This is a genomic window from Streptomyces sp. 3330, assembly GCF_031456635.1.
Classification (GTDB): Bacteria; Actinomycetota; Actinomycetes; order Streptomycetales; family Streptomycetaceae; genus Streptomyces.
Genome location: NZ_JAVDVA010000007.1, coordinates 85521 through 105941 on the forward strand (window position 1 = coordinate 85521; position 20421 = coordinate 105941).

At 72.4% G+C, this 20421-nt stretch carries 20 protein-coding genes; 13 read left to right on the forward strand and 7 right to left on the reverse strand.

What is annotated here, in order from left to right; all coding sequences use genetic code 11:
* Positions 1-45: 45 nt before the first annotated feature.
* Complete coding sequence (locus J2X68_RS14130; protein ID WP_310432861.1) at positions 46-2100, reverse strand: phosphocholine-specific phospholipase C; 2055 nt, start codon at positions 2098-2100, stop codon at positions 46-48.
* Between the two features lie 475 nt (positions 2101-2575).
* Between J2X68_RS14130 and J2X68_RS14135 the strand changes: the two genes are divergently transcribed.
* Positions 2576-3109 carry a hypothetical protein gene (locus tag J2X68_RS14135; protein WP_310432862.1) on the forward strand — a complete coding sequence of 178 codons (534 nt, stop codon included), beginning with the start codon at positions 2576-2578 and terminating at the stop codon, positions 3107-3109.
* A 183-nt stretch (positions 3110-3292) separates the two neighbouring features.
* On the opposite strand, the gene J2X68_RS14140 is transcribed toward J2X68_RS14135, so the two are convergent.
* Complete coding sequence (locus J2X68_RS14140; protein ID WP_310432863.1) at positions 3293-4354, reverse strand: NAD(+)/NADH kinase; 1062 nt, start codon at positions 4352-4354, stop codon at positions 3293-3295.
* A 399-nt stretch (positions 4355-4753) separates the two neighbouring features.
* On the opposite strand from J2X68_RS14140, the gene J2X68_RS14145 reads away from it, so the two are divergent.
* From J2X68_RS14145 to J2X68_RS14155, 3 genes are read left to right on the forward strand one after another with little or no spacing between them, the layout of a single operon-like run.
* Positions 4754-5821 (forward strand): aromatic ring-hydroxylating dioxygenase subunit alpha, encoded by a 1068-nt coding sequence (locus tag J2X68_RS14145; RefSeq protein WP_310432864.1) that lies wholly within the window; start codon positions 4754-4756, stop codon positions 5819-5821.
* On the forward strand, positions 5818-5991 hold the full coding sequence (locus J2X68_RS14150; RefSeq protein WP_310432865.1) for a hypothetical protein: 174 nt from the start codon (positions 5818-5820) through the stop codon (positions 5989-5991). The genes J2X68_RS14145 and J2X68_RS14150 overlap by 4 nt, the downstream gene beginning before the upstream one ends.
* Positions 5988-6923 carry a PDR/VanB family oxidoreductase gene (locus J2X68_RS14155; protein WP_310432866.1) on the forward strand — a complete coding sequence of 312 codons (936 nt, stop codon included), beginning with the start codon at positions 5988-5990 and terminating at the stop codon, positions 6921-6923. Before J2X68_RS14150 ends, J2X68_RS14155 begins: the two co-directional genes overlap by 4 nt.
* Before the next feature lie 13 nt (positions 6924-6936).
* On the opposite strand, the gene J2X68_RS14160 is transcribed toward J2X68_RS14155, so the two are convergent.
* Positions 6937-7725: an IclR family transcriptional regulator C-terminal domain-containing protein gene (locus J2X68_RS14160; protein ID WP_310432867.1), complete on the reverse strand. Its 789-nt coding sequence runs from the start codon at positions 7723-7725 to the stop codon at positions 6937-6939.
* Between the two features lie 148 nt (positions 7726-7873).
* Between J2X68_RS14160 and J2X68_RS14165 the strand changes: the two genes are divergently transcribed.
* From J2X68_RS14165 to J2X68_RS14180, 4 genes are read left to right on the forward strand one after another with little or no spacing between them, the layout of a single operon-like run.
* A complete protein-coding gene (locus tag J2X68_RS14165) occupies positions 7874-8845 on the forward strand; it encodes an ABC transporter substrate-binding protein (protein WP_310432868.1) in 972 nt (323 codons plus the stop codon).
* A complete protein-coding gene (locus J2X68_RS14170; protein ID WP_310432869.1) occupies positions 8842-9615 on the forward strand; it encodes an ABC transporter permease in 774 nt (257 codons plus the stop codon). Before J2X68_RS14165 ends, J2X68_RS14170 begins: the two co-directional genes overlap by 4 nt.
* Positions 9612-10430, forward strand: coding sequence for an ABC transporter permease subunit (locus tag J2X68_RS14175; RefSeq protein WP_310432870.1), 819 nt, complete (start codon positions 9612-9614; stop codon positions 10428-10430). Before J2X68_RS14170 ends, J2X68_RS14175 begins: the two co-directional genes overlap by 4 nt.
* Before the next feature lie 20 nt (positions 10431-10450).
* A complete protein-coding gene (locus J2X68_RS14180) occupies positions 10451-11272 on the forward strand; it encodes an ABC transporter ATP-binding protein (protein WP_310432871.1) in 822 nt (273 codons plus the stop codon).
* 58 nt (positions 11273-11330) lie between these two features.
* Here J2X68_RS14180 and J2X68_RS14185 read toward each other — a convergent pair whose 3' ends face one another.
* Complete coding sequence (locus J2X68_RS14185; RefSeq protein ID WP_310432872.1) at positions 11331-12002, reverse strand: hypothetical protein; 672 nt, start codon at positions 12000-12002, stop codon at positions 11331-11333.
* A gap of 291 nt (positions 12003-12293) precedes the next feature.
* Here J2X68_RS14185 and J2X68_RS14190 point away from each other — a divergent pair, with 291 nt between their 5' ends.
* Positions 12294-12899, forward strand: a complete 606-nt coding sequence (locus J2X68_RS14190; protein ID WP_310433079.1) for a helix-turn-helix transcriptional regulator — start codon at positions 12294-12296, stop codon at positions 12897-12899.
* 32 nt (positions 12900-12931) lie between these two features.
* A complete protein-coding gene (locus J2X68_RS14195) occupies positions 12932-13453 on the forward strand; it encodes a toxin-antitoxin system, toxin component (protein ID WP_310433080.1) in 522 nt (173 codons plus the stop codon).
* A 112-nt stretch (positions 13454-13565) separates the two neighbouring features.
* Here the strand turns inward: J2X68_RS14195 and J2X68_RS14200 are convergent, their stop codons facing one another.
* Positions 13566-14597, reverse strand: a complete 1032-nt coding sequence (locus tag J2X68_RS14200; protein ID WP_310432873.1) for an alpha/beta hydrolase — start codon at positions 14595-14597, stop codon at positions 13566-13568.
* A gap of 239 nt (positions 14598-14836) precedes the next feature.
* On the opposite strand from J2X68_RS14200, the gene J2X68_RS14205 reads away from it, so the two are divergent.
* A complete protein-coding gene (locus J2X68_RS14205) occupies positions 14837-15097 on the forward strand; it encodes a hypothetical protein (RefSeq protein WP_310432874.1) in 261 nt (86 codons plus the stop codon).
* 202 nt (positions 15098-15299) lie between these two features.
* Here J2X68_RS14205 and J2X68_RS14210 read toward each other — a convergent pair whose 3' ends face one another.
* Both J2X68_RS14210 and J2X68_RS14215 read right to left on the reverse strand, forming a co-directional pair.
* Positions 15300-16016, reverse strand: coding sequence for a 4'-phosphopantetheinyl transferase superfamily protein (locus J2X68_RS14210; RefSeq protein ID WP_310432875.1), 717 nt, complete (start codon positions 16014-16016; stop codon positions 15300-15302).
* A complete protein-coding gene (locus tag J2X68_RS14215; protein WP_310432876.1) occupies positions 16013-16873 on the reverse strand; it encodes a metallophosphoesterase in 861 nt (286 codons plus the stop codon). The genes J2X68_RS14210 and J2X68_RS14215 overlap by 4 nt, the downstream gene beginning before the upstream one ends.
* Positions 16874-17222: 349 nt before the next feature.
* Between J2X68_RS14215 and J2X68_RS14220 the strand changes: the two genes are divergently transcribed.
* Together J2X68_RS14220 and J2X68_RS14225 are read left to right on the forward strand one after the other, a co-directional pair.
* Entirely contained in the window at positions 17223-18374 is a 1152-nt protein-coding gene (locus J2X68_RS14220; protein ID WP_310432877.1) for an ATP-grasp domain-containing protein, read from the forward strand.
* A gap of 166 nt (positions 18375-18540) precedes the next feature.
* Positions 18541-20229: a fibronectin type III domain-containing protein gene (locus J2X68_RS14225; RefSeq protein ID WP_310432878.1), complete on the forward strand. Its 1689-nt coding sequence runs from the start codon at positions 18541-18543 to the stop codon at positions 20227-20229.
* Positions 20230-20421: the final 192 nt, after the last annotated feature.

A 20421-nucleotide genomic window follows, 5' to 3' on the forward strand; every position in this document is an offset into this window, starting at 1 on the left:
GATGCGGTGCCCACCACCCATTTGCCGTGGCACCGCCCAAGCGGGTCACTCCGTGACGATCGCCGGGTCGCTCACCCCGGGGCGGCCGTTCTCGACGTGCCCGGCGAACCGCCTGAGGAACGCCGGGTCGGCGCCGGACGTGACGGTGACGTCGTACCACCGGCGGCTCGCCCGCAGGTCCAGGGTGCGCCGGAGCGATCCGCCGGGCCGCAGCCGCACCCTCGTGGGCCGCCCGCCGTAGCCGTCGGCCACCTCGAGCTCGACCGTGCCGTAGCCCCGGTGGGTGAAGGTCAGTTCGAGACCGTCGCCGACGTGCCGGGCGGTCACCTCCGCGCCCGCCGCCCTGCCCGCCCCCTTGAAGACCCGCAGGAATCCGTTGGGGCCGTGCACGGTCAGATCGTGCGCGCCGCCCGAGTACGCCGAGTTCCAGGTGTCGGAGACGGTCGCGCCCGGGCCGGTGGTGTAACTCCACGGTCCGTCGGCGCGGTTGCCGGAGGTGACCAGGAAGGCGGCGCCGGCCTTCGCCCCGGAGGAGAAGGCGAGCGTGAGGGTTCCCGCGGCCGGGTCCGCCGCACCGTGCACGGCGGGCGCGTAGGCGAGCGGGCGGGTGGGCCGCGAGCCGCTCTCTTGCTTCGGCAGGACGGGGTGGGCCGGCGGGGTCGGCACGTAGTCCGGGTGGCGTTCCCTGTCCGGCGGCTCGTAGGCCTCGGTGTCCGGCAGGGCCACCGGCAGGGCGTCCGGGCGGGAGAAGTCGAACGCGGAGGTCAGATCGCCGCACACCGCGCGCCGCCACGGCGAGATGTTCGGCTCGTGGACGCCGAAGCGGCGCTCCATGAACCGGATGACCGAGGTGTGGTCGAGCGTCTCGGAGCAGACGTAACCGCCCTTGCTCCAGGGGGATATGACGAGCATGGGCACCCGCTGACCGAGCCCGTAGGGGCCGGCGGCATGGCCGCTGTCGCCCGGGAAGACGTCGAGGCCCACGTCGACCGTCGAACGGCCCTGCGCGGCCGAGGCGGGCGGGAACGGCGGGACCAGGTGGTCGAAGAAGCCGTCGTTCTCGTCGTAGGTGACGAACAGGGCGGTCTTCGCCCACACCTTCGGGTCGGAGGTGAGCGCGTCGAGGACCTGGGCGACGTACCAGGCGCCGTAGTTCGCGGGCCAGTTGGGGTGCTCGGTGAAGGCCTCGGGGGCGACGATCCAGGATATCTGCGGCAGCTTGCCGCCCTTGACGTCCGCCTTCAGCCGCTCGAAGTACCCCTCGCCCGTGCGGGCGTCGGTGCCGGTGCGCGCCTTGTCGTACAGCGGGTCGCCGGGCGCGGCGTTCTGGTACTGCTTGAAGTAGAGCAGCGAGTTGTCGCCGTAGTTGCCGCGGTAGGCGTCCTGGATCCAGCCCCAGCCGCCCTTCGCGTCCAGGCCGTCGCCGACGTCCTGGTAGATCTTCCAGGAGACCCCGGCCCGCTCCAGTCGTTCGGGGTACGTCGTCCAGCTGTAGCCCGCCTCGTCGTTGCCGAGGACCGGGCCGCCGCCTTTGCCGTCGTTGCCGGTGTGCCCGGTCCACAGGTAGTAGCGGTTCGGGTCGGTGGAGCCGATGAACGAGCAGTGGTAGGCGTCGCAGACGGTGAAGGTGTCGGCGAGCGCGTAGTGGAAGGGGATGTCCTCGCGGGTCAGGTACGCCATCGTCGTGGCGCTCTTGGCGGGCACCCAGGTGTCGTACCTGCCGCCGTCGAAGGCGGCGTGACCGTCGTTCCAGCCGTGCGGGAGGTCCTGGAGGAAGGCGAGGCCCAGGTCGTCGGCGTCCGGACGGAAGGGGAGCACGTCCTTGCCGGCGCCGTCCGCCTGGTGCCAGACCGACTTGCCGTTCGGCAGGGTGACCGGGCGCGGGTCGCCGAAGCCTCTGACTCCCCGCAGCTTGCCGAAGTAGTGGTCGAAGGAGCGGTTCTCCTGCATCAGGACGACGATGTGCTCGACGTCCTCGATCGACCCCGTGCGGTGGTTCGCGGGCAGCGCGGCGGCACGTTCGATGCTGCCGGAGAGCGCGGTGAACGCCGTCGTGGCGCCCGCGAGTTGGAGGAATCGGCGCCGGTTGACTTCGGGCATGGGTGAGGCACCTCTCGTACGGAAGGGGCTGCGCCTGCCGGTTCGGGACGCAATGCGCGCGCAAGGAGTGTTCCAAGGGCACCGAACGTCAGGGAAGGCCCGGGTGACGCCGGTGTGAAAGTCGCCGGTACGAGGGGTGTGCGGCGGGCCAAGAGATCCCCAAGCCGCTCCGGCGCGCCGGCTCGGGGCCGCAAACGGCGGTCGGACGGCAGCCGCTGCGCGCCGCACCGCGCCGGCCTCCGCGAAGGCCTCGACGGGCTCCCCGGCACCCTCGGGAAGCACGAACGGTCCGGGCACGCCGGGCCGTACGGGAGGTTCCGGCGCGGGGGGTGGGAGCGGGGGCGCGGGGTCAGGCGGGAGCGGGGCATCCGGCGGCAGCGGAGGATCCGGCGGCGGCTCCGGGTCGGGATCGGGCGGCCGCTCGACGTCCGGAGCCGGCACCCCCGCCACCCCCGAACTCCCCACCGCCGCCCGGTTGTCCTCCGCGCTGCTGACGACGGGCCGGCTCCCCGGCGGCTCCGTGCGGACCGCCCTGCGCAACGATCCCCCCATCCGCTCGGACCGGCCCGAGTGCGTCGACACGCTCAACGCGCTGGAGTCCTACCGCAGTACGCGGGCCGGCGCGGTCGAGGCCCGGGCCGCCTTCGCCCAGAGCCAGAGCGGGCGGTTCCTCCAGGAGGTCCTGCGCGCCCTGCCGGGCTCGGGTGCGCGGACGGACCTCCGGCAGGCGGCGGCCGTGCTGTCCGGTCGCGCCGAGTTCGCCATCGGCCGGAGCGACGGCACGACCGGCACGGAGCGGGTGGTGGCCCACGGTTCGGCAGGGGTCGGAGACGCCTCGTGGCACGCCACGGTCACCGCGACCAGCGAGACCTTCACCGTTCAGGAGACGCTGGTCCTGGTGGTCGTGGGGCGGACCCTGGTCGTCCTCAGCGAGGCGGGCAGCCCCACGGCGCCCTCCCGCTCGCGCACCCTGTCCCTGGCCCGCACGGCGGCGTCCCGCGTCCCCTGAGGGGCGCCGCGTGGTGATGAGCCGGTCCGCGGTGAACTGCAGCCCCGCGCAGGTGGTGAACCGGCGTGACACCTGTTTCGCCGTCGGGCCGGACCTCCTCGGCACGGCGTCCCGGGCGCACGGGCGGCTCTCCGCAGGACTTCGGGGCGTCCCGCGTCCGACGACGGTGTGCGGCGTCGGCGGTCAGGGGGTGTCCGGGGCCGTCAGCAGGGTCAGATGGGCGAGGTCCCCTGGGGGCGGCGTCGTGACCGACCACAGCGGGGCGGGGGAACCGTCCGCGACCGCGGCCGGGGCGTCGGTCAGGTTCATCCGCTCGCGCAGCCGGCCGTAGAAGTCCATCGGGCCGAGCCGGACGGCCCGCAGGCGGCGCGGGGCGGCGTACACGCCGATCCAGTCGCCCGGGTCCAGCACACCGCGCAGCTGGCCGTCGATGCTGACCGCGGCCGTCCCCGAGCGTTCCAGCAGGCGCAGACCGACCGGCTCGTCGGGGGCGGTGACGACGGAACGGTCGAAGGCCATGTGCGGGGCGACCGGCGTGAAGACCAGGACCTCCGCCCGGGGCGAGACGACCGGCCCGCCGGCGGCGAAGCTGTAGGCGGTCGAACCGGTCGGCGTGGCGACGAGCAGCGCGTCGGCCGAGTAGGACGCCAGGAGCCGCCCGGAGACGTAGACGCCGACCGACACCTGACGGTCCCTGACCAGCTTCTCCACCACGATGTCGTTGAGCGCGGTGACGTCCAGCGGGATGCCCCAGTCCTTGTCGACCGCGCAGTCGGGCCGCACCTGCGGCGGGGGCAGGAGCGGGCCCCGGCCGTACGCGATGAGCGATTCCATGCCCGCCGGGACCTCCAGGCGGCGCGAGGCGCGCAGGGCGAGCAGCATGCGGCTGTCGACCTCGAACCGGCCCTCGCGCACCGCGTCCAGCGCCGAGCGCACCGCGGTCGCCGAGACCTCCGTCAGAAAGCCCACCCGGCCCAGGTCGACCCCCAGGACCAGGGCGTCGTTCGCGGCGGCCAGCCGGGCGCCGCGCAGGAAGGTGCCGTCGCCGCCCAGGGTCACCACGAGGTCGGGGTGGCCCGCGGCCTCGACCTCCTCACGCGCGCCGCGCCGCCCGCCGTCGTGCCACACGTCGATGTCCGCGCATCGCACGGCGTGTTCCGCGCACCACGCGCGGACGAGGTCCGCCGCCGCCACGGCTTCGGCACGGCCGCCGTGCACGACCAGGCCCAGCCGGTCCACTGTCACATCCGCCTCCGGACGGTCTCGGTCACCAGGTCGTGGCGGTGGCGCGCGGCACGCCCCGGTGCGGCGCCTGCGGCCGTCGTCTCCTCGATGGTGCGGCAGACGAACCGGCCCTGTCGCATCCGGACCAGCCATTCGGCCCTCGGCCCGTGGCCCCGCTCCGACGACCGACAAGCACCGGGCAGCCAGCAGCGGGCAGGGGGCAGCGGCGATACGGCGCCTCAGTTCACCGCTCTCGTCGCGGTCGAGCCCGGCGCCCGGTCATCCGATGTCGTTCCCGCCTCGTCACCCCGGCCTGACCAGGCTGTTCGTCAAGCCCCTTCCGCGAGACGGAAGCCGTATTGCGCCCCCGTCACGGCCGCCTCGACGATGCGACCACCACCAGAGACGGGAGCCGCAACGATGCCGCACACCACCGCATTCGCCAGGAACCAGTGGTACGTCGCCGCCTACAGCGCCGAGGTCGGGCGGGAGGAGCTGCTCGGGCGGACGGTTCTCGGGGAGCCGCTCGTCCTCTACCGGACCGAGGAGCACGGGACGCCCGTCGCCCTGCACGACCGGTGTGTGCACCGCCGCTTCCCGCTGTCGGAGAGCAGGCTGGACGGTGACCGCATCGTGTGCGGCTACCACGGCTTCACGTACGACACGACCGGCGTCTGTGTGTACGTGCCGGGGCAGAAACGCATCCCGCGCACGGCCCGGGTCACCGCCTACCCGGTCGTCGAGCAGGACTCCCTGGTGTGGGTGTGGATCGGCGACCCGGCGCTCGCCGACCCGCAGACGGTCCCGCGCGCCCGGCACCTCGACAGCCCCGGCTGGACCACCGTCCGGGGCATGGAGCCCATCGACGCGGACTACGGGCTGCTCGTCGACAACCTCCTCGACCTCTCCCACGAGACGTATCTGCACGGCGGTTACATCGGCACCCCCGAGGTCGCCGAGACGCCGATCACCACCGAGGTCGACGAGGGCGCGGGGATCGTGCGGGTGAGCCGGCACATGGACGACGCCGAGTGCCCGCCGTTCTACGCCCGTTCCACGGGCATCGAGGGCCGGATCACCCGCTGGCAGGACATCGAGTACCACGCGCCCTGTCTGTATCTGCTGCACAGCCGTATCGCGCCGGTGGGCGTCCGGCCCGGGGCGGACGGCAGCGACCCGAACGGCTTCCACACCGAGATCACCTACGCGATCACGCCGTCCGCCGACGGCAAGGTCTACGACTTCTGGATGGTCTCGCGGGACTGGGCGACGGACGACGACGAGGTCACCGCGTTCCTGCGGGGCAACAACCACACGGTGGTCATGCAGGACGTCGACGCGCTCAACCTGCTGCAGCGCACGCTCGGTTCGGAACGCGCCGGTTACCAGGAGCTGAGCATCAACATCGACACCGGCGGCCTGGCCGCGCGCCGTATCCTCGCCCGGCTGGTGGAGGAGGGCGACAAGCCCGCGGAGAAGGTCCTGTGAGCACCGGTCCCACCGGGGAGGTCTACCGCATCGACTGGCTGCCGGGCACCGACGTGCTGCACGGCACCTGTCACTGCGGCGCCGAGCACACCTCGCAGGACCCGGTCGAGATGTGGGAGTGGATGCTCGGCCACCCCGAAGGACACCTGCCGCGAGGAAACGGATCATGAGCGTGTTCGAAGCCGAACTGGTCGTGTCGTCGGCCGAGTTCGCCGCCGAAGGGGTACTCGCCCTCACCCTGCGCCATCCGCTGGGCGAGCCGCTCCCGGCCTGGGAGCCGGGCGCCCACGTGGATCTCGTCCTCGGTCCGGAACTGGAGCGCCAGTACTCGCTGTGCGGCGATCCGGCCGACCGCTCGGGGTGGCGGATCGCGGTGCTGCGCGATCCGGCCGGGCGGGGCGGATCCGCGCAGGTGCACGAGCGGCTGAGGCCGGGCGCCGAGGTGCGGGTGCGCGGCCCGCGCAATCACTTCGCGCTGCGCCCGGCGGCCCGCTACCGCTTCGTCGCGGGCGGCATCGGGATCACCCCCATCCTGCCGATGCTGGCGGCGGCCGAGGCGGCGGGCGCCGAGTGGAGTCTCCTCTACGGCGGCCGCACCCGCGGATCCATGGCGTTCGCCCAGGAGTTGGCGGGGTACGGCGACCGGGTCACCTTCGCACCGCAGGACGAGACGGGTCTGCTCGACCTCGGTTCCGTGCTGGACGCGCTGCCCGAGGGAACCCTCGTCTACTGCTGCGGCCCGGGTCCGCTGCTGGACGCCGTGGAGGAGCGCTGCCCGGCCGACGTGCTCCAGGTCGAGCGGTTCCAGGCACGGGAGCAACGGGCGGACGAGGAGACCGGGTTCGAGGTCGAGCTGGCCCGCAGCAGCCGGACGGTGACCGTCGCGGCGGGGGTGTCCGTGCTGGACGCCGTGCGGGCGGCGGGGGTCGAGGTCCTCTACTCGTGCACGGAGGGGACCTGCGGCACCTGCGAGACCGACGTGCTCGCGGGCACGCCGGAGCACCGGGACTCCGTCCTCGGCCCGCAGGAGCGGGAGGCCGGGGAGACGATGATGATCTGCGTGTCCCGGTGCCGGGGCAGGAAGCTCGTCCTGGATCTGTGACCGCGGGGGGCCGCTAGGCGCCTGCCGGGCCGGTGACCCGCAGGTCGGCCTCGATCCGCGCCACGGCCGCCAGCAGCGGCGGCAGCAGGTCGCGGCGGACCGCGGCCACCGAGGTGCGGCCGGCGTGGACGGCCAGGTTCACGCCGGCCACCACCGTGCCGTCCCGGCCGCGCACCGGGGCGCCCACCGACCGCAGCCCCTCCTCCAGCTCCTGGTCGACGAGCGCGTACCCCTGTCGCCGCACCCGCGCCAGTTCCGCCCGCACCTCCTCGACCGTGACCAGCGTCCGCGCGGTGAGCGGGCGCAACTCGGCGCGGCTCAGGTGCCGTTCGAGCTCGTCGTCCGCCAGGGCGGCGAGCATCACCCGGCCCACCGAGGTGACGTGCGCCGGGAAGCGGGTGCCGACGGTGATGACGGCCGACATGATGCGGGTGGTCGGCACCCGGGCGACGTAGACGATGTCGTCGCCGTCCAGGACGCACAGCGACGAGGACTCCTTCACCTGGGCGACGAGCCGCTCCAGATGCGGCTCGGCGACCTGCGGGAGCGTGAGCCCGGCCAGGTAGGCGTAGCCGAGTTCCAGCACCCGTGGGGTGAGCCGGAAGAGCCGGCCGTCGCTGTGGACGTATCCGAGGTCCGCGAGGGTGAGCAGCAGACGCCGGGCGGCCGCCCTGGTCAGCCCGCAGGCGCGGGCCACGTCGCTGAGGGTGCGCGCGGGGTGCCCGGCGTCGAAGGAACGGATCACCGCGAGGCCGCGTTCGAAGGACCTCACGAAGTGCGGTGCTCGGGCCGTGGTGGACATGCCGCCCTCCTAACTGTCAACAATTTCGTCAGCCAAACCCATTGACCCCGTCTCACAGCGGGCTCTACGTTCCCTGCACGCCAATCGAGCACTACTGTGCGGTGTGCGCACAGCCTGTCGGAACACCGTTGTCTGCACAGGAGGAGCCTTGCGTCGTCTGCTCGCCGGTCTCGCGGCCGGCACCTTCCTGCTCGCCACGGCGGCCTGTGGCTCGTCCGGCGACTCCGGTACGTCCACCGGGAGTTCGTCGTCCGGAGGCACCACGACCGTCGAACTCGGACTCATCCCCATCGTCGACGTGGCGCCCGTCTACCTGGGTGTGAAGCAGGGGTTCTACGAGAAGCACGGCCTGAAGCTGTCGATCACCACCGCACAGGGCGGCGCGGCGATCGTGCCCGGCGTCGTCAGCGGCCAGTTCCAGTTCGGCTTCAGCAACATGACCTCGCTGATGGTCGCGCAGTCCAACAACGTTCCCGTGCAGGCCGTTTCGAACGGCATCGCCTCGACGGGCGTACAGGGCGCGGACTTCGGGGCGATCACCGTGAAGAAGGGCAGCCCGCTCGAGTCCGCCAAGGACCTGGAGGGCAAGAAGGTCGCCATCAACACGCTGAAGAACATCAACGAGACAGCCGTGCGCGAGTCGGTGCGCAAGGCGGGCGGCGATCCGGACCAGGTGAAGTTCGTCGAACTGGCCTTCGATCAGATGCCCGCCGCCCTGGACGGCGGGCGGATCGACGCCGCGATGGTCGTCGAACCGGCGCTGGCGACCGTCAAGAGCCAGGGCGGGGTGGAGATCGCCTCGCCGCTGGTGGACGTGGCCCCGGACCTGACCGTCGCCATGTACTTCACCTCCACGCCGTACGCGCAGAAGAATCCGGAGGTGGTGAAGAAGTTCCAGCAGGCCACCGCGGAGTCCCTCGCCTACGCCGACGCGCACCCGGAAGAGGTCCGCCGGATCGTCACCACGTACACCAAGATCCCGGCGTCGGTGCTGGCACAGGTGACGCTGCCCAAGTGGCCCGCGGAGGCGAACCGTTCGTCGATCGAGGCGCTGGAGAAGCTCGGCGAGCGGGACAAGCTCTTCACGTCGGCCCCGGACCTGGAGAAGCTGCTGCCGTGAGAGGCGCGAACCTCGCACTCGGCGCCGCCGGGCTCGCGGCCTTCCTCGCCCTGGGCGAGGCGGTGCCGCGGCTCGGGCTGGTCGAGGAGGCCTACTTCCCGCCGACCAGCCGCATCGCCGGCGCGCTGGCCGACGAACTCGCCGACTCCGCCTTCTGGACGGCGCTCGGCGACACGCTCACCGGCTGGGCCCTCGGCCTGGCGATCGCGGTGGGCGCCGGGGTCGTGGCGGGCGTCCTCCTCTCGGTCGTCCCGCACCTGCGCGAGGCGACGGCCTCGACGATCGAGTTCCTGCGCCCGATCCCGTCCGTCGCCCTGATCCCCCTCGCCGTGCTGCTGTACGGCACCGAACTGCGCTCGGTCCTGCTGCTGGTCGTGTACGCCTCCTTCTGGCAGATCCTGATCCAGGTCCTGTACGGCGTCCAGGACGTCGACCCGGTCGCCGAGGAGACCGCCCGCTCCTACGGGCTCGGCACCTGGGCGCGCATCCGGCACGTGCTGTGGCCGACCGCGCTGCCGTACGTCATGACCGGCGTGCGGCTCGCGGCGGCGGTCGCGCTGATTCTCGTCATCACCGCCGAACTGGTCATCGGGGCACCGGGGCTGGGTGCGCGCATCGGCGTCGCGCAGACCTCGCAGGCGGTGCCCGAGATGTATGCCCTGATCGTCGTCACCGGGGTCCTGGGGCTGCTGATCAACGTGGGCGCCCGGACGGTGGAGCGGCACGCGCTGGCCTGGCACCAGTCGGTGCGCGGGGAGGTGGCGGTATGACCGGGGCCTCCCCCGCCGGAGCGGGCCCGCCCGTCTGGCGACGCGTGCTCCTGCGGCTGTTCCTCGCCCTCGCCCTGCCGGCCGTGCTGGTCACCGCCTGGTGGGTGGCCTCCGACGGCAGCACGAACGTGTACTGGCCGCCGCTGCGCACGATCCTGAAGGCCTTCCCCGACGTGTGGACGGCGGAGCGGCTGCGCAGCGACGTGCGGCCGAGCCTGCTGCGGCTCCTCGGCGGCTACGCGGCGGCGGCCCTCGTCGGGGTCGCGCTCGGCACGGTCATCGGCTCCTACCGCCGGGTGCGGGCGGTCTGCGAGCCGGTCCTGGAGTTCCTGCGGGCGGTGCCGCCGCCCGTCCTGGTGCCGGTCATCATGCTGTTCGCGGGCATCGGCGACATCATGAAGGTCGTCGTCATCGCGAGCGGCTGCGTGTGGCCGGTCCTGCTCAACACCGTCGAGGGCGTGCGGGCGGTGGACCCGGTGATGGCGGAGACGGCACGGTCGTACGGCATCTCGGGGGTCGCCCGGCTGCGCGACGTGGTCCTGCCGTCGGCGAGCCCGCAGATCTTCGCGGGGCTGCGCCAGGCGCTGTCGATCGGCATCATCCTGATGGTCATCAGCGAGATGTTCGCCGCGAGCAACGGGCTCGGCTTCACCATCGTGCAGTTCCAGCGGGGTTTCGCCATCCCCGACATGTGGACCGGAATCCTGGTGCTGGGCCTCCTGGGCTTCGTCCTGTCGGTGCTCTTCCAGATCGTCGAGCGTCGGGTGCTCGGCTGGTACCACGGTCTGCGCGCATCCACCCGGCGGTCCCCGTGACCCTCGCGAAAGGGCGTCCCATGCACCCGCGTCTTGCAGTGTCCGGCCTGAGCAAGGTCTACGAGGGGTCCGGGCGCCGGGTCGAGGCGGTGCGCGACCTCACGTTCACCGTCGAGGCGGGTGAACTCGTGTGTCTCGTCGGGCCGTCGGGCTGCGGCAAGACGACCCTGCTGAAGTGCATGGCCGGGCTGCTCGCACCGACCTCCGGCGAAGTGCTCCTGGAGGGGCGGAGGGTGACCGGTCCGCCGCCGGACATGGCGTTCGTCTTCCAGGAGTACGGGCGGAGCCTCTTCCCGTGGAAGCGGGTCGGCGAGAACGTCGAACTCCCTTTGAAACAGAAGGGGTTGCCCAAGGCTCGGCGGCGGGAGCTGGTCACGGACGCCCTGCGGTCCGTCGGCCTGGAGGACGCGCTGTCCGCGTACCCGTGGCAGCTGTCGGGCGGGATGCAGCAACGGGTGGCGATCGCCCGGGCGCTCGCCTACGAGCCGCGGGTGCTGCTGATGGACGAGCCGTTCGCCGCCGTGGACGCGCAGACCCGCGCCGATCTGGAGGACCTGGTCCGCGGCCTCTGGCGGGAGCGCGGGATCACCGTCCTGTTCGTCACGCACGACGTCGACGAGGCGGTCTACCTCGGCGAGCGGGTCGTCGTCCTGTCCGCCTCCCCGACGGTCGTCCGCGAACAGCTGAAGGTCGATCTCCCGGCGGACCGCGACCAGTTGCACACACGGGTGGCCCCGCGCTTCGCGGAGCTGCGGACCCAGGTGTACGAGCACATCCAGGCGGCGAAGCGCGGCACTCCCGTGGACCGTCTCGCGAAGTCGGACGCTCCCCCGCCGCACTGAACGCTCGCGCGGTGCCGACCCGGGCGCCGTCGGCGACCTGAACGCCGACGGTGCCCGGTCAGGCCTCGGGGGCCGGCACCACGCTGAGGTGGCTCGCCGTGCGGCGCGCGCCGCCCGTCCTGCGGCGGGGCACGGGGGCCGGGCGGGTGGAGCGCAGCACCATCGTCAGCCGGGTGTACCCCATGTCGTGCAGGGTCCTGGGGGTGTCGGCGACGATGCGGCACTCCGTGGCGCCCCAGCGCGGGTCGGGGTGCACGAGCGGCCGCACCGCGCCGTCGTGCTCGACGGCGTCCTCGCCGACCGCGCGGATCCAGTGCGGCAGCCCCTGGCGGTAGGCGGCCTCCATGAGCGGATCCTGGGCGATGTCACGGCGGATGGCCTGGAGCCCGTGGTCATGGCCGTGCCGCTCCACGGCCGCGGCGAAGCGGGCGAGCATCGGCAGGCACCAGCCGGCCTCGTGGTCACCGAGGACCGAGGGGGCGTCGGGATGGAAGAGGACGAAGCGCAGGAAGTTGTCGCCGGGCTGGGCCGTCGGATGCGGGCCCACCTCGCGGAAAAGTGACGCGAAAGCGTCGTTGGAGAGAACGACGTCCCAGCGGTGGTCGAGGACGACGGACGGGAAGGGGACGGCCTCCAGGTACGTGGCGTAGTCCTGCAGGTACGCCTGGGCCTCGAGACTCTCGGGGACGGGCCGCGGTGCGGACCGCTGCCCTCCTGCCTGATATGCCATCGGGAGGTCACCCCTCTTGCCTATGCGGCCTTCACGCGGCGCCCCGATCCTGCTGCCCCGATGCGATCGGTGTCAACTATCGTGGCATTCCGTGCTGGTTGACGGCTGAAATTGGCCACAGTTGTGGCGAGACCTGGATGTGAGTTCGAAAGACCGGCTACTCTCCACGCAGTTCACGGCGACCGTCTGTTTTGGTGATCGTGTGCCTGTGAGAGGGACGTGAGAGACCTAGGAGACCTGTCGGTGTCGGAGGATGGCTTCGAGGTTCCGGGCGCCGCGGCGACGGTGCTGATGTCGGCCGTCGTCGCCCGTGTCGCCGCGCTCGCCGACCGGCTCGGCGTGCCGCACGCCGAGGTCTTCGGCACCGGACGGCTGTCCGTCGCCTCCGGCGTGCCGGAACCGGTGGTCAAGGCCCTGCTGAGCGGCCGGCCCGCCGGTGAGCCCGATGTGCAGGCCCGTTTCCTGCAGCGCCTGGACCTGCTGCGCCGCACCCGGCTCAAGCCGAACGGCCGCAAGTACACCCAGCAGGAGATAGCCGACGGCGCCGGCATGTCGCGCCAGCAGGCGGGCGCCCTCATCAACGGCGACCGGCGGCCCACGATGGAGCACTGCGACGCCCTCCAGCGCTTCTTCCGGGTGCACGCCGGCTTCCTCACGGCCGAGGACCCGGAGGCGCTCGCGGGCGCCCTCCAGCACATCGAGCAGGAGCTGCTCCAGAAGCTCGCCGCGCGGGAGGCCGCCGCGGCCGCCGAGGACCCGCTGGAGCGGCTGCTGCAGGACCACGGCGTGCGCGGGATCGCGTGGCGGGCCGCCCAGCTGCCCACCGACCAGCACCGCGACAAGGTCGCCGAGTGGCTGGACATGCTCCTGGAGAGCGTGAAGCGGCCCGAGTCGTGATCCGGGGGAGAACTGTGAGCATCGCCAGGGAAATGCGCCGTCTCAGCGGCGAGTTGGTCGCGGAGCTGACCCTGCCGGCCCCGGCCGTGCCGGCCGACCTCTACACCGCCCTGTGCGACGGGATGAGCAGACGGCGCGGCCGCCCCGTGCACTTCCGCATGGCCTCCTTCCCCGCCGACACGGCCAGCGGGCTGTGGCTCGACATGGCCGACCAGGACCTCGTCGTCATCGAGGAACGCACGGCGCCGGAGCACCAGTTGGTGATCCTGGGCCACGAGCTGTGGCACATGAAGGCGGGGCACTGCGGCCACCACGTCGAGGGCGCCGTCGTCGCGGCCCGTTTACTCACCGACGGAGCGGACCTCCAGGCCACGGTGCGCAGCGTCGCCGCGCGCACGCGTTTCGACCTGACCGACGAGCGGGAGGCCGAGAGCTTCGGCCTGCTGCTGGCCAGCAAGTGCCGTACCTGGCTGCCGGGTGCGTCGCCGCGGGAACGGGGCCAGCGCGACCACCTGGCCGGCCGTATCGAGGCGTCACTGGGCTATCTGGGGTAGGACCGCGCCCGCGCCGGACACCCTCCGGACCGGCGCGGACGCCTCCCGGCCCCCCGCGGACCTTCCGGACCCGCGCGGACTCCTTCCGGGACGGTCCGTACGGCCGTCTCCGTCAGGTCGCGCTGCGCTCGCTCGCGCCGCGCAGGTCCCGTTCCGTGCCGTCCGGCGCGCCCGTCGGCCCCGTCGCGGGGCCGCCCTCGCGCAGGAGCCGCCGCCAGTGGTCGCGGCTCCAGTCGGCCGGGGCCGTGGTGCGGGTGAACTCCTCGACGAGGGCACGGAACCGGGCGGGGTCGCTGTGGAACGGGAAGTGGCCGGCCCCCTCGAAGATCTCCAGCCGGCTGCCGGGCATCGCCTCGTGCGCGCCGTACGCGTGCCGCACGGGCACCACGCTGTCCCGGTCGCCCCACAGCAGCATCGTCGGCATGCCGGCCGTCAGATAGCAGCGGTCGAGCATCGTCACGACCTGGCCGCGCCAGTCGACGACCGCGCGCAGGGTGCGGATGAAGGCGTTGCGCGCGGTCTCGTCCGGCAGGGCGTCGACGAGGCGGAGCAGATCGGGGGCGTCCTGGCCCAGATCGGTGTCCAGCAGCCTCATCAGGCGGACGGCGAGCCCGACCTGGAAGCGCGCGCCCGGCAACCGGAGCGCGGACAGCGCCAGATGGGCGCCCGGCAGCGACACCAGCCGCAGGGCGGGGTTGACCTCGCGGCCGACGCCCCCCGCGCTGACGAGGATCAGCCGTTCGGTGCGCTCGGGGAACTGGTAGGCGAACTGCATCGCCACTCCCCCGCCCAGCGAATGCCCGACCAGGGTCGCCGACTCGATGCCGAGCGTGCTGAGCAGATCGCGCAGACCGTTGGCGTACGCGGCCACCGAGTAGTCGGCGCGGGGCTTGTCGGAGGCGCCGTGGCCGAGGAGGTCGGGCGCGACGACGGTGTGGGTGCGGGCGAGGTCGGGGATCAGTTCGGCCCAGGTCCGCGAGGAGTCGCCGATGCCGTGGATGAGGACCAGCGCCGGGCCCTCGCCCGCCATGCGGAAGGCACGCCGGTAGCCGTGCACGACCCGGTGGCGCAGCTCCAGTTCTCCGTCGCCCACCGGGCGCAGCCGGGTGCCGCGCGCCGGGCGCCGCTGTGGGACGTCGACCACCGGCTCGCCTCCTGTTCCCCTGGCCCCCGACGGTCCGCCGAAGGCCCTTCCCCTCAGCGTAGAACCCGTTTCCGCCAGGGGATTTCCAGAAGGTTTCACCTCCGCTAAGCGGGCGAACCGAGCTCGGGTCAGGCCGGATTGTCAGTGGGGGGCGGCAAGCTGGGGGGTGCGCCGCCGCACGGGGGCGTACGCGCCGTCGGGCGCGGGGGACACGACGCCGACACGGGGAGAGCCGACCGATGCCCACTGCCGTACTGACCGACCGCGAGCGCATGGCCGTACAGGCCTACCTGCGGCTGCTGCACACCGTGCGTGCCGCCTTCGGCGACGAGGAGGACGGCACGGGTGTCGGCGCCCCCGGCGCCGGGCGGGACCGGCTGCCCCCGGTGGTCCCGCCGGCCGTCCTGGCCGAGGCGGAACAGGCCCTGGCCGCCGCGGGCCTTGCGGGCAACGAGGAGGAGTTCTTCCGGCTGCTGCACCACTGGTGCCCGGGCCCGTGACGTCCGGCCGGGGCGGCCGCCGTCGCGTCCGCGCCGGCCGGTGACCCTTGTGGCCCGGGCCCCTTCCGAAGCCTGACGCCCGAGCAGGAGACTCCGTGAGGTGGCTGTCGCCCCGGCCAGGTCGCACGGCCTGTGGCCGCCGCCCCCGCCGGACGCCGCACGCGAGCCCGCGCCCCGCCCCGCCCCGCCCCGGGCCGGCGCCTCAGCCGTGGTGCACGGTGACGGCCGTGGCCACCAGCCCCCGCCGGACGGTCCAGCGGCCGTCGAAGTGCCCGAGCCGGTGGTCGCCGACCACCGGTCCGGGCACGAGCAGCCGGGCGCGGAAGACGCCTTCGGCGCCCTCGGCGTGGCCCGTCACGGGGGTCGCGGCGCCGGGGGCGGGCGTGAGGTCGATGTCCGCCTCGCTGAAGTCCAGCCACTTACGGGTGAGAGGGAACCACGCCTTGTAGACGGACTCCTTGGCGCTGAACAGCAGCCGGTCCCAGTGCACCTCGGGACGGTCCGCGGCCAGCCTGCCGAGCCGCTCCGCCTCGGCGGGCAGGGCGACGGCGGACAGGACGCCCTCGGGAAGCGGCTCGTGCGGTTCGGCGTCGATGCCGAGGGAGGCCAGGTCGGCGGCCCGGACCAGGGCGGCCGCGCAGTAGCCCGCGCAGTGGGTCATGCTGCCCGTCAGGCCGTCCGGCCACTGCGGGGCGCCGCGCTCGCCGGGCAGCACGGCCTGGGCGGGCACGCCGAGCTTCTCCATGGCGCGCCGGGCGCAGGAGCGTACGACGGTGAACTCACGGCGCCGCTTGGCGACGGCCCGCGCCACCAGCGCCTCCTCCTGCGGGTACAGCGGTGCGTTCCCGAACTCGCGCACGCCCTCCTCGCCGAAGGCCTCCACCGCCACCACCGGCTCCGGCAACAGCTCGTCGATCATGCGGTCCCGGCCTCCCTGGGCAGGACGCGGCGCAGCCGGCCCGGCGGCTGCGCGCGCTTGCGCCATTCACGGGGGTAGCCCACCGACACCTCCTCGAAGCGGACGCCCTCGTGCCAGGTGGTCCGCGGGATGTGGAGATGGCCGTAGACCATGGTCTCGATCCGGAACCGCCGGTGCCAGTCCGCGGTGAGCGCTGTGCCGCACCACATGGCGAACTCGGGGTGCCACAGCACGTCCATCGGGTGCCGGTGCAGGGGGTAGTGGTTGACGGGGACGACGGGCAGGTCGTCGGGGATCTCGGCCAGCCGCCGCTCGGTCTCCGCGACGCGCGCCCGGCACCAGTCCTCGCGGGTCGGATACGGGTCGGGGTGCAGCAGGTGCTCGTCGTTGCAGACGATGCCGGTGCCCCGCGCGTAGGCCAGGCCCTCCTCCTTGGTGGCGCAGCCGGCCGGGAGGAACGAATAGTCGTACAGCAGGAAGAGCGGCGCTACGGCCACCGGGCCGCCGGGGCCCTCCCAGACCGGGTAGGGGTCCTCGGGCGTGGTGACCCCCAGGTCGCGGCAGACCTCGACGAGGTGTGCGTAGCGGGCGACTCCGCGCAGGGTGACCGGATCCGAGGGATGCGTCCACAGTTCGTGGTTGCCGGGGACCCAGACGACCCTGCGGAACCGGCCGGCGAGGGTCTTCAGCGCCCAGCGGATGTCGGCCACGTTCTCCGAGACGTCGCCGGCGACCAGCAGCCAGTCCTCGTCCGACTCCGGGGTCATGGCCTCGACCAGCGCGCGGTTCTCCGGATAGCCGATGTGCAGATCGCTGATGGCCAGCAGTTGTCCGGCGTCACCGGCCGTCGACGTCACCTTCCGCCCCCGCTCACGAGCACACTCTCCGCGTTCCCACGAATACACCAGTGCCACCACGAGAACACATTCACACGTGCGGTACAAGGTCGTTCCGGGCCGTCCGCCGGGCACGGACACGGTCCGACCTGCGTCGTAGCGCGCCTCTACCCGAACACGGGCCTCACGTGAACAAGATCGGAAAATCCGTAACACGCACGTTGCACGCGGCACCCCCGGGAAGCCGTATGATCGCCCCAACACCACCGCCATGGACGTCCCTTCCGCAGGGCGGTTTGGTGACCCTCCAATCCCCCTGCCCGGGCCGGGCCCGCTTTGCCCTGCCCGCGAACCGTGAAAGGCGGCCTGCATGGTCTCTCGCGTACGCGTCTGGCTCAACCGCACGTACGCGGAGAACGTGTTCTTCACGGATCAGCTGCGACGAAATCCCAGCGATCGCGCGGTCGAGATCCACGCCACGCACGGTGACGCCGACTCCCCCGTACTGGCCGCGGCCGACACCGCCGAGCTGGAGCCGGAGGGTCTCTCCCCGGCCGCGTACGTCGAGTACGCCCTCGCGCAGTGCAAGCGCCGCAGCATCGACGTGTTCGTGCCCCGGCTGCACCAGGCGGCCGTCGTGGCACACCGGGCCGACTTCGACGCGGTCGGCACGGCCCTGCTGGCGCCGCCGCCGGAGGCCGTCGCCGTCTTCCACGACAAGGTGGTCGCGTACGAGGCCGTGCAGGCGATCGGCGTGCCCGTGCCGCCGTGGTTCCGGGTCCGGACGGCGGACGAACTCGTGGCCGCCGTCGAGGAGTTGGAAGAGGCCGGGCACCGTGCGTGCTTCAAGCCGGCGTCCGGGGCGGGCGGGGTGGGTTTCCGGGTGATCACCCGCACCCCCTTCTCGCTGATGCACCTCAGCGGCTTCCCGGGCCCGTACGTCCAGCTGGACATGGTGGTCGAGGCGCTGACGCGGGCCGAGGAGCAGGGCGAAGAGCAGATCGACTGGCTGGTCATGCCCCGCCTGGAGCAGCCGGAGGTGTCCGTGGACTGCCTCACCGGCCCGGACAACATCCTGCGGATGGCCATCGGCCGGACGAAGAACGGCCGCCGCCGGGGGTTCACCCTGCACGAGCAGTGTCTGGAGCCGGCGCGTCTCATCGCCGAGGGCTTCGGGCTGCACTACCTCTCCAACATCCAGTTCCGGATGTTCGGGGACCGTCCGGTCCTGATGGACGTCAACACGCGCCCGGCCGGCGGACTCCACCAGCTGTCGCTGTGCGGCGTCAACGCCCCTTGGGCGGCTGTGCAGTTGGCGCTCGGTGAGGACCCGGGCGAGATCGTGCCGCCGTTCCTGGGGCAGGACTACACGGTGGTGTCGGGTCCGCGTCCGCTGCGCGCGGTCACGCTGCCGCACCAGCGGATGGAGGAGAGCCCCGAGCCGCTGCTGTCGGCGGTGCCCGCACCCGCCGACTCCGTCGAGGTGACCACGGCGGGCGCCGCGCAGGCGCTGCCGCTCTAGGGGCGAACAGGACTCCGAGAGAAGACCAAGAAGGACATTTCCCCCACCGGTATGGACCAATTCAGCCTCTCGTCTTGACAGGCGGATTGGTCCATACCAACTTTGTTGCGCACCCCCTTGCACTCCCCTGCACTCCCGAACACCCCCATTCCTTCAGGGAGATCGCGTGCGCACCAGATCCCTCGGACGCCCATGGCGTCGGTTCCTCGCCCTGCTCGGCACCGCCGGTCTCGCCCTGGCCGGGGCCGTGGCCCTGCCGGGCACCGCTCAAGCGGCCAACATCCTCACCAACCCCGGTCTCGAGTCGGGCGCCCTCTCGCCCTGGTCCTGCACCGGCAACCTCGGCTCCGTCGTCTCCTCGCCCACCCACAGCGGCTCCAAGGCCCTTGCGGGGGCGGTGAGTGCGAGTGACATCGCCAAGTGCAGCCAGAGCGTGGCGGTCCAGCCGAACACCACGTACGCGCTCACCGGCTGGGTGCGCGGCTCCTACGTCTACCTCGGCGTGGACGGCGGCGCCTCCACCTGGACGTCGTCACCGTCGGCGTACAGCCGGCTGTCGGTGTCCTTCACCACCGGCGCCTCGCAGACCAGTGCCACGATCTACGTCCACGGCTGGTACGCCCAGGGCACGTATCACGCCGACGACGTCAGCCTGGACGGACCGGGCGGCGGGGGCGGTTCGGACACCCAGGCGCCGACCACGCCGAGCGGGCTGACCTCCACCGGCAAGACCTCCTCCAGCGTGTCGCTGTCCTGGAACGCCGCGACCGACAACGTCGGCGTCACGGGCTACGACGTGTACAGCGGATCCGCCAAGGTGCTCACCGTCTCCGGCACGTCGGCCACGGTCAGCGGCCTGTCCGCGGCCACCGCCTACACCTTCACCGTGCGGGCCCGCGACGCCGCGGGCAACACCTCGGGGGCCTCCGGCTCCGTGAGCGTCACGACCGCCACGGGCGGCGGTGGCGGGACCGGGTTCAAGCAGGCCGCGCCCTACCTGTTCGAGGGCTGGGGCGACCCGCCGAGCGCGTCCACGGTGATGAGCTCGACCGGCATCAAGTGGTTCACGATGGCCTTCATGCTGGACGGGGGCGGATGCAACCCGATGTGGGACAGCAGCCGGCCGCTGACCGGCGGGGTGGACCAGAGCGTCATCAACCAGATCCGCTCGGCCGGCGGTGACATCGTGCCCTCCTTCGGCGGCTGGCAGGGCAGCAAGCTCGGCGCCAACTGCTCCTCCGCGAGCGCGCTGGCGGCCGCACTGCAGAAGGTGATCGACGCCTACTCCCTCAAGGCGATCGACATGGACATCGAGAACACGGACGAGTTCGAGAACGAGGCCGTGCAGGCGCGGATCCTCACCGCCCTGAAGACGGTCAAGGCCAACAACCCCGGCCTCAAGACCATCGTCACGTTCGGGACGTCCACGACCGGGCCGACCTACTACGGCAACCGTCTCATCGAGCAGGCCAAGTCGCTCGGCGCCGACATCGACGTCTTCACCATCATGCCGTTCGACTTCGGCGGCGGCTCGGACATGTACGGCAACACCGTGAACGCCACGGAGGGCCTGAAGAACAAGCTGAAGTCCACCTTCGGCTGGGACGACGCGACGGCCTACGCCCACATCGGCATCTCCGGCATGAACGGCCTGTCGGACCAGCAGGAGAACACCACCCCGGCGATCTGGACCCAGATCCGCGACTGGTCCAACAGCCACCACATCGCCCGGCTCGCCTTCTGGGCCGTCAACCGCGACCGGCCCTGCCCGGGCGGTGGCGTGGTGAGCAACTGCTCCGGCATCAGCCAGAACACCTGGCAGTTCACCTCGATCACGGCCGGCTTCACCGGCTGACCCCCCCTTCCCGGACACGAGCGGAAGTCCCCCGGACCACGGTCCGGGGGACTTTTTCGACGAAGGGTGTATCAGGATCCGGGTGGCTCGCTCTTAAGAGGGAAGGGCCCCACGGGGGAGCAACCGGGGAAGCACGGGGCTCCAGGGGGAAGCACAGGGATCACGGGGGAAGTCCGGGAATCGACGGGGGAT

Bases quoted from the DNA above. Each gene is read 5' to 3' on its own strand.
- J2X68_RS14130 (WP_310432861.1), bottom strand. From the start codon at position 2,100: ATGCCCGAAGTCAACCGGCGCCGATTCCTCCAACTCGCGGGCGCCACG.
- J2X68_RS14145 (WP_310432864.1), top strand. From the start codon at position 4,754: ATGCCGCACACCACCGCATTCGCCAGGAACCAGTGGTACGTCGCCGCC.
- J2X68_RS14155 (WP_310432866.1), top strand. From the start codon at position 5,988: ATGAGCGTGTTCGAAGCCGAACTGGTCGTGTCGTCGGCCGAGTTCGCC.
- J2X68_RS14160 (WP_310432867.1), bottom strand. From the start codon at position 7,725: ATGTCCACCACGGCCCGAGCACCGCACTTCGTGAGGTCCTTCGAACGC.
- J2X68_RS14175 (WP_310432870.1), top strand. From the start codon at position 9,612: ATGACCGGGGCCTCCCCCGCCGGAGCGGGCCCGCCCGTCTGGCGACGC.
- J2X68_RS14180 (WP_310432871.1), top strand. From the start codon at position 10,451: ATGCACCCGCGTCTTGCAGTGTCCGGCCTGAGCAAGGTCTACGAGGGG.
- J2X68_RS14185 (WP_310432872.1), bottom strand. From the start codon at position 12,002: ATGGCATATCAGGCAGGAGGGCAGCGGTCCGCACCGCGGCCCGTCCCC.
- J2X68_RS14190 (WP_310433079.1), top strand. From the start codon at position 12,294: ATGTCGGCCGTCGTCGCCCGTGTCGCCGCGCTCGCCGACCGGCTCGGC.
- J2X68_RS14195 (WP_310433080.1), top strand. From the start codon at position 12,932: ATGCGCCGTCTCAGCGGCGAGTTGGTCGCGGAGCTGACCCTGCCGGCC.
- J2X68_RS14205 (WP_310432874.1), top strand. From the start codon at position 14,837: ATGCCCACTGCCGTACTGACCGACCGCGAGCGCATGGCCGTACAGGCC.
- J2X68_RS14210 (WP_310432875.1), bottom strand. From the start codon at position 16,016: ATGATCGACGAGCTGTTGCCGGAGCCGGTGGTGGCGGTGGAGGCCTTC.
- J2X68_RS14220 (WP_310432877.1), top strand. From the start codon at position 17,223: ATGGTCTCTCGCGTACGCGTCTGGCTCAACCGCACGTACGCGGAGAAC.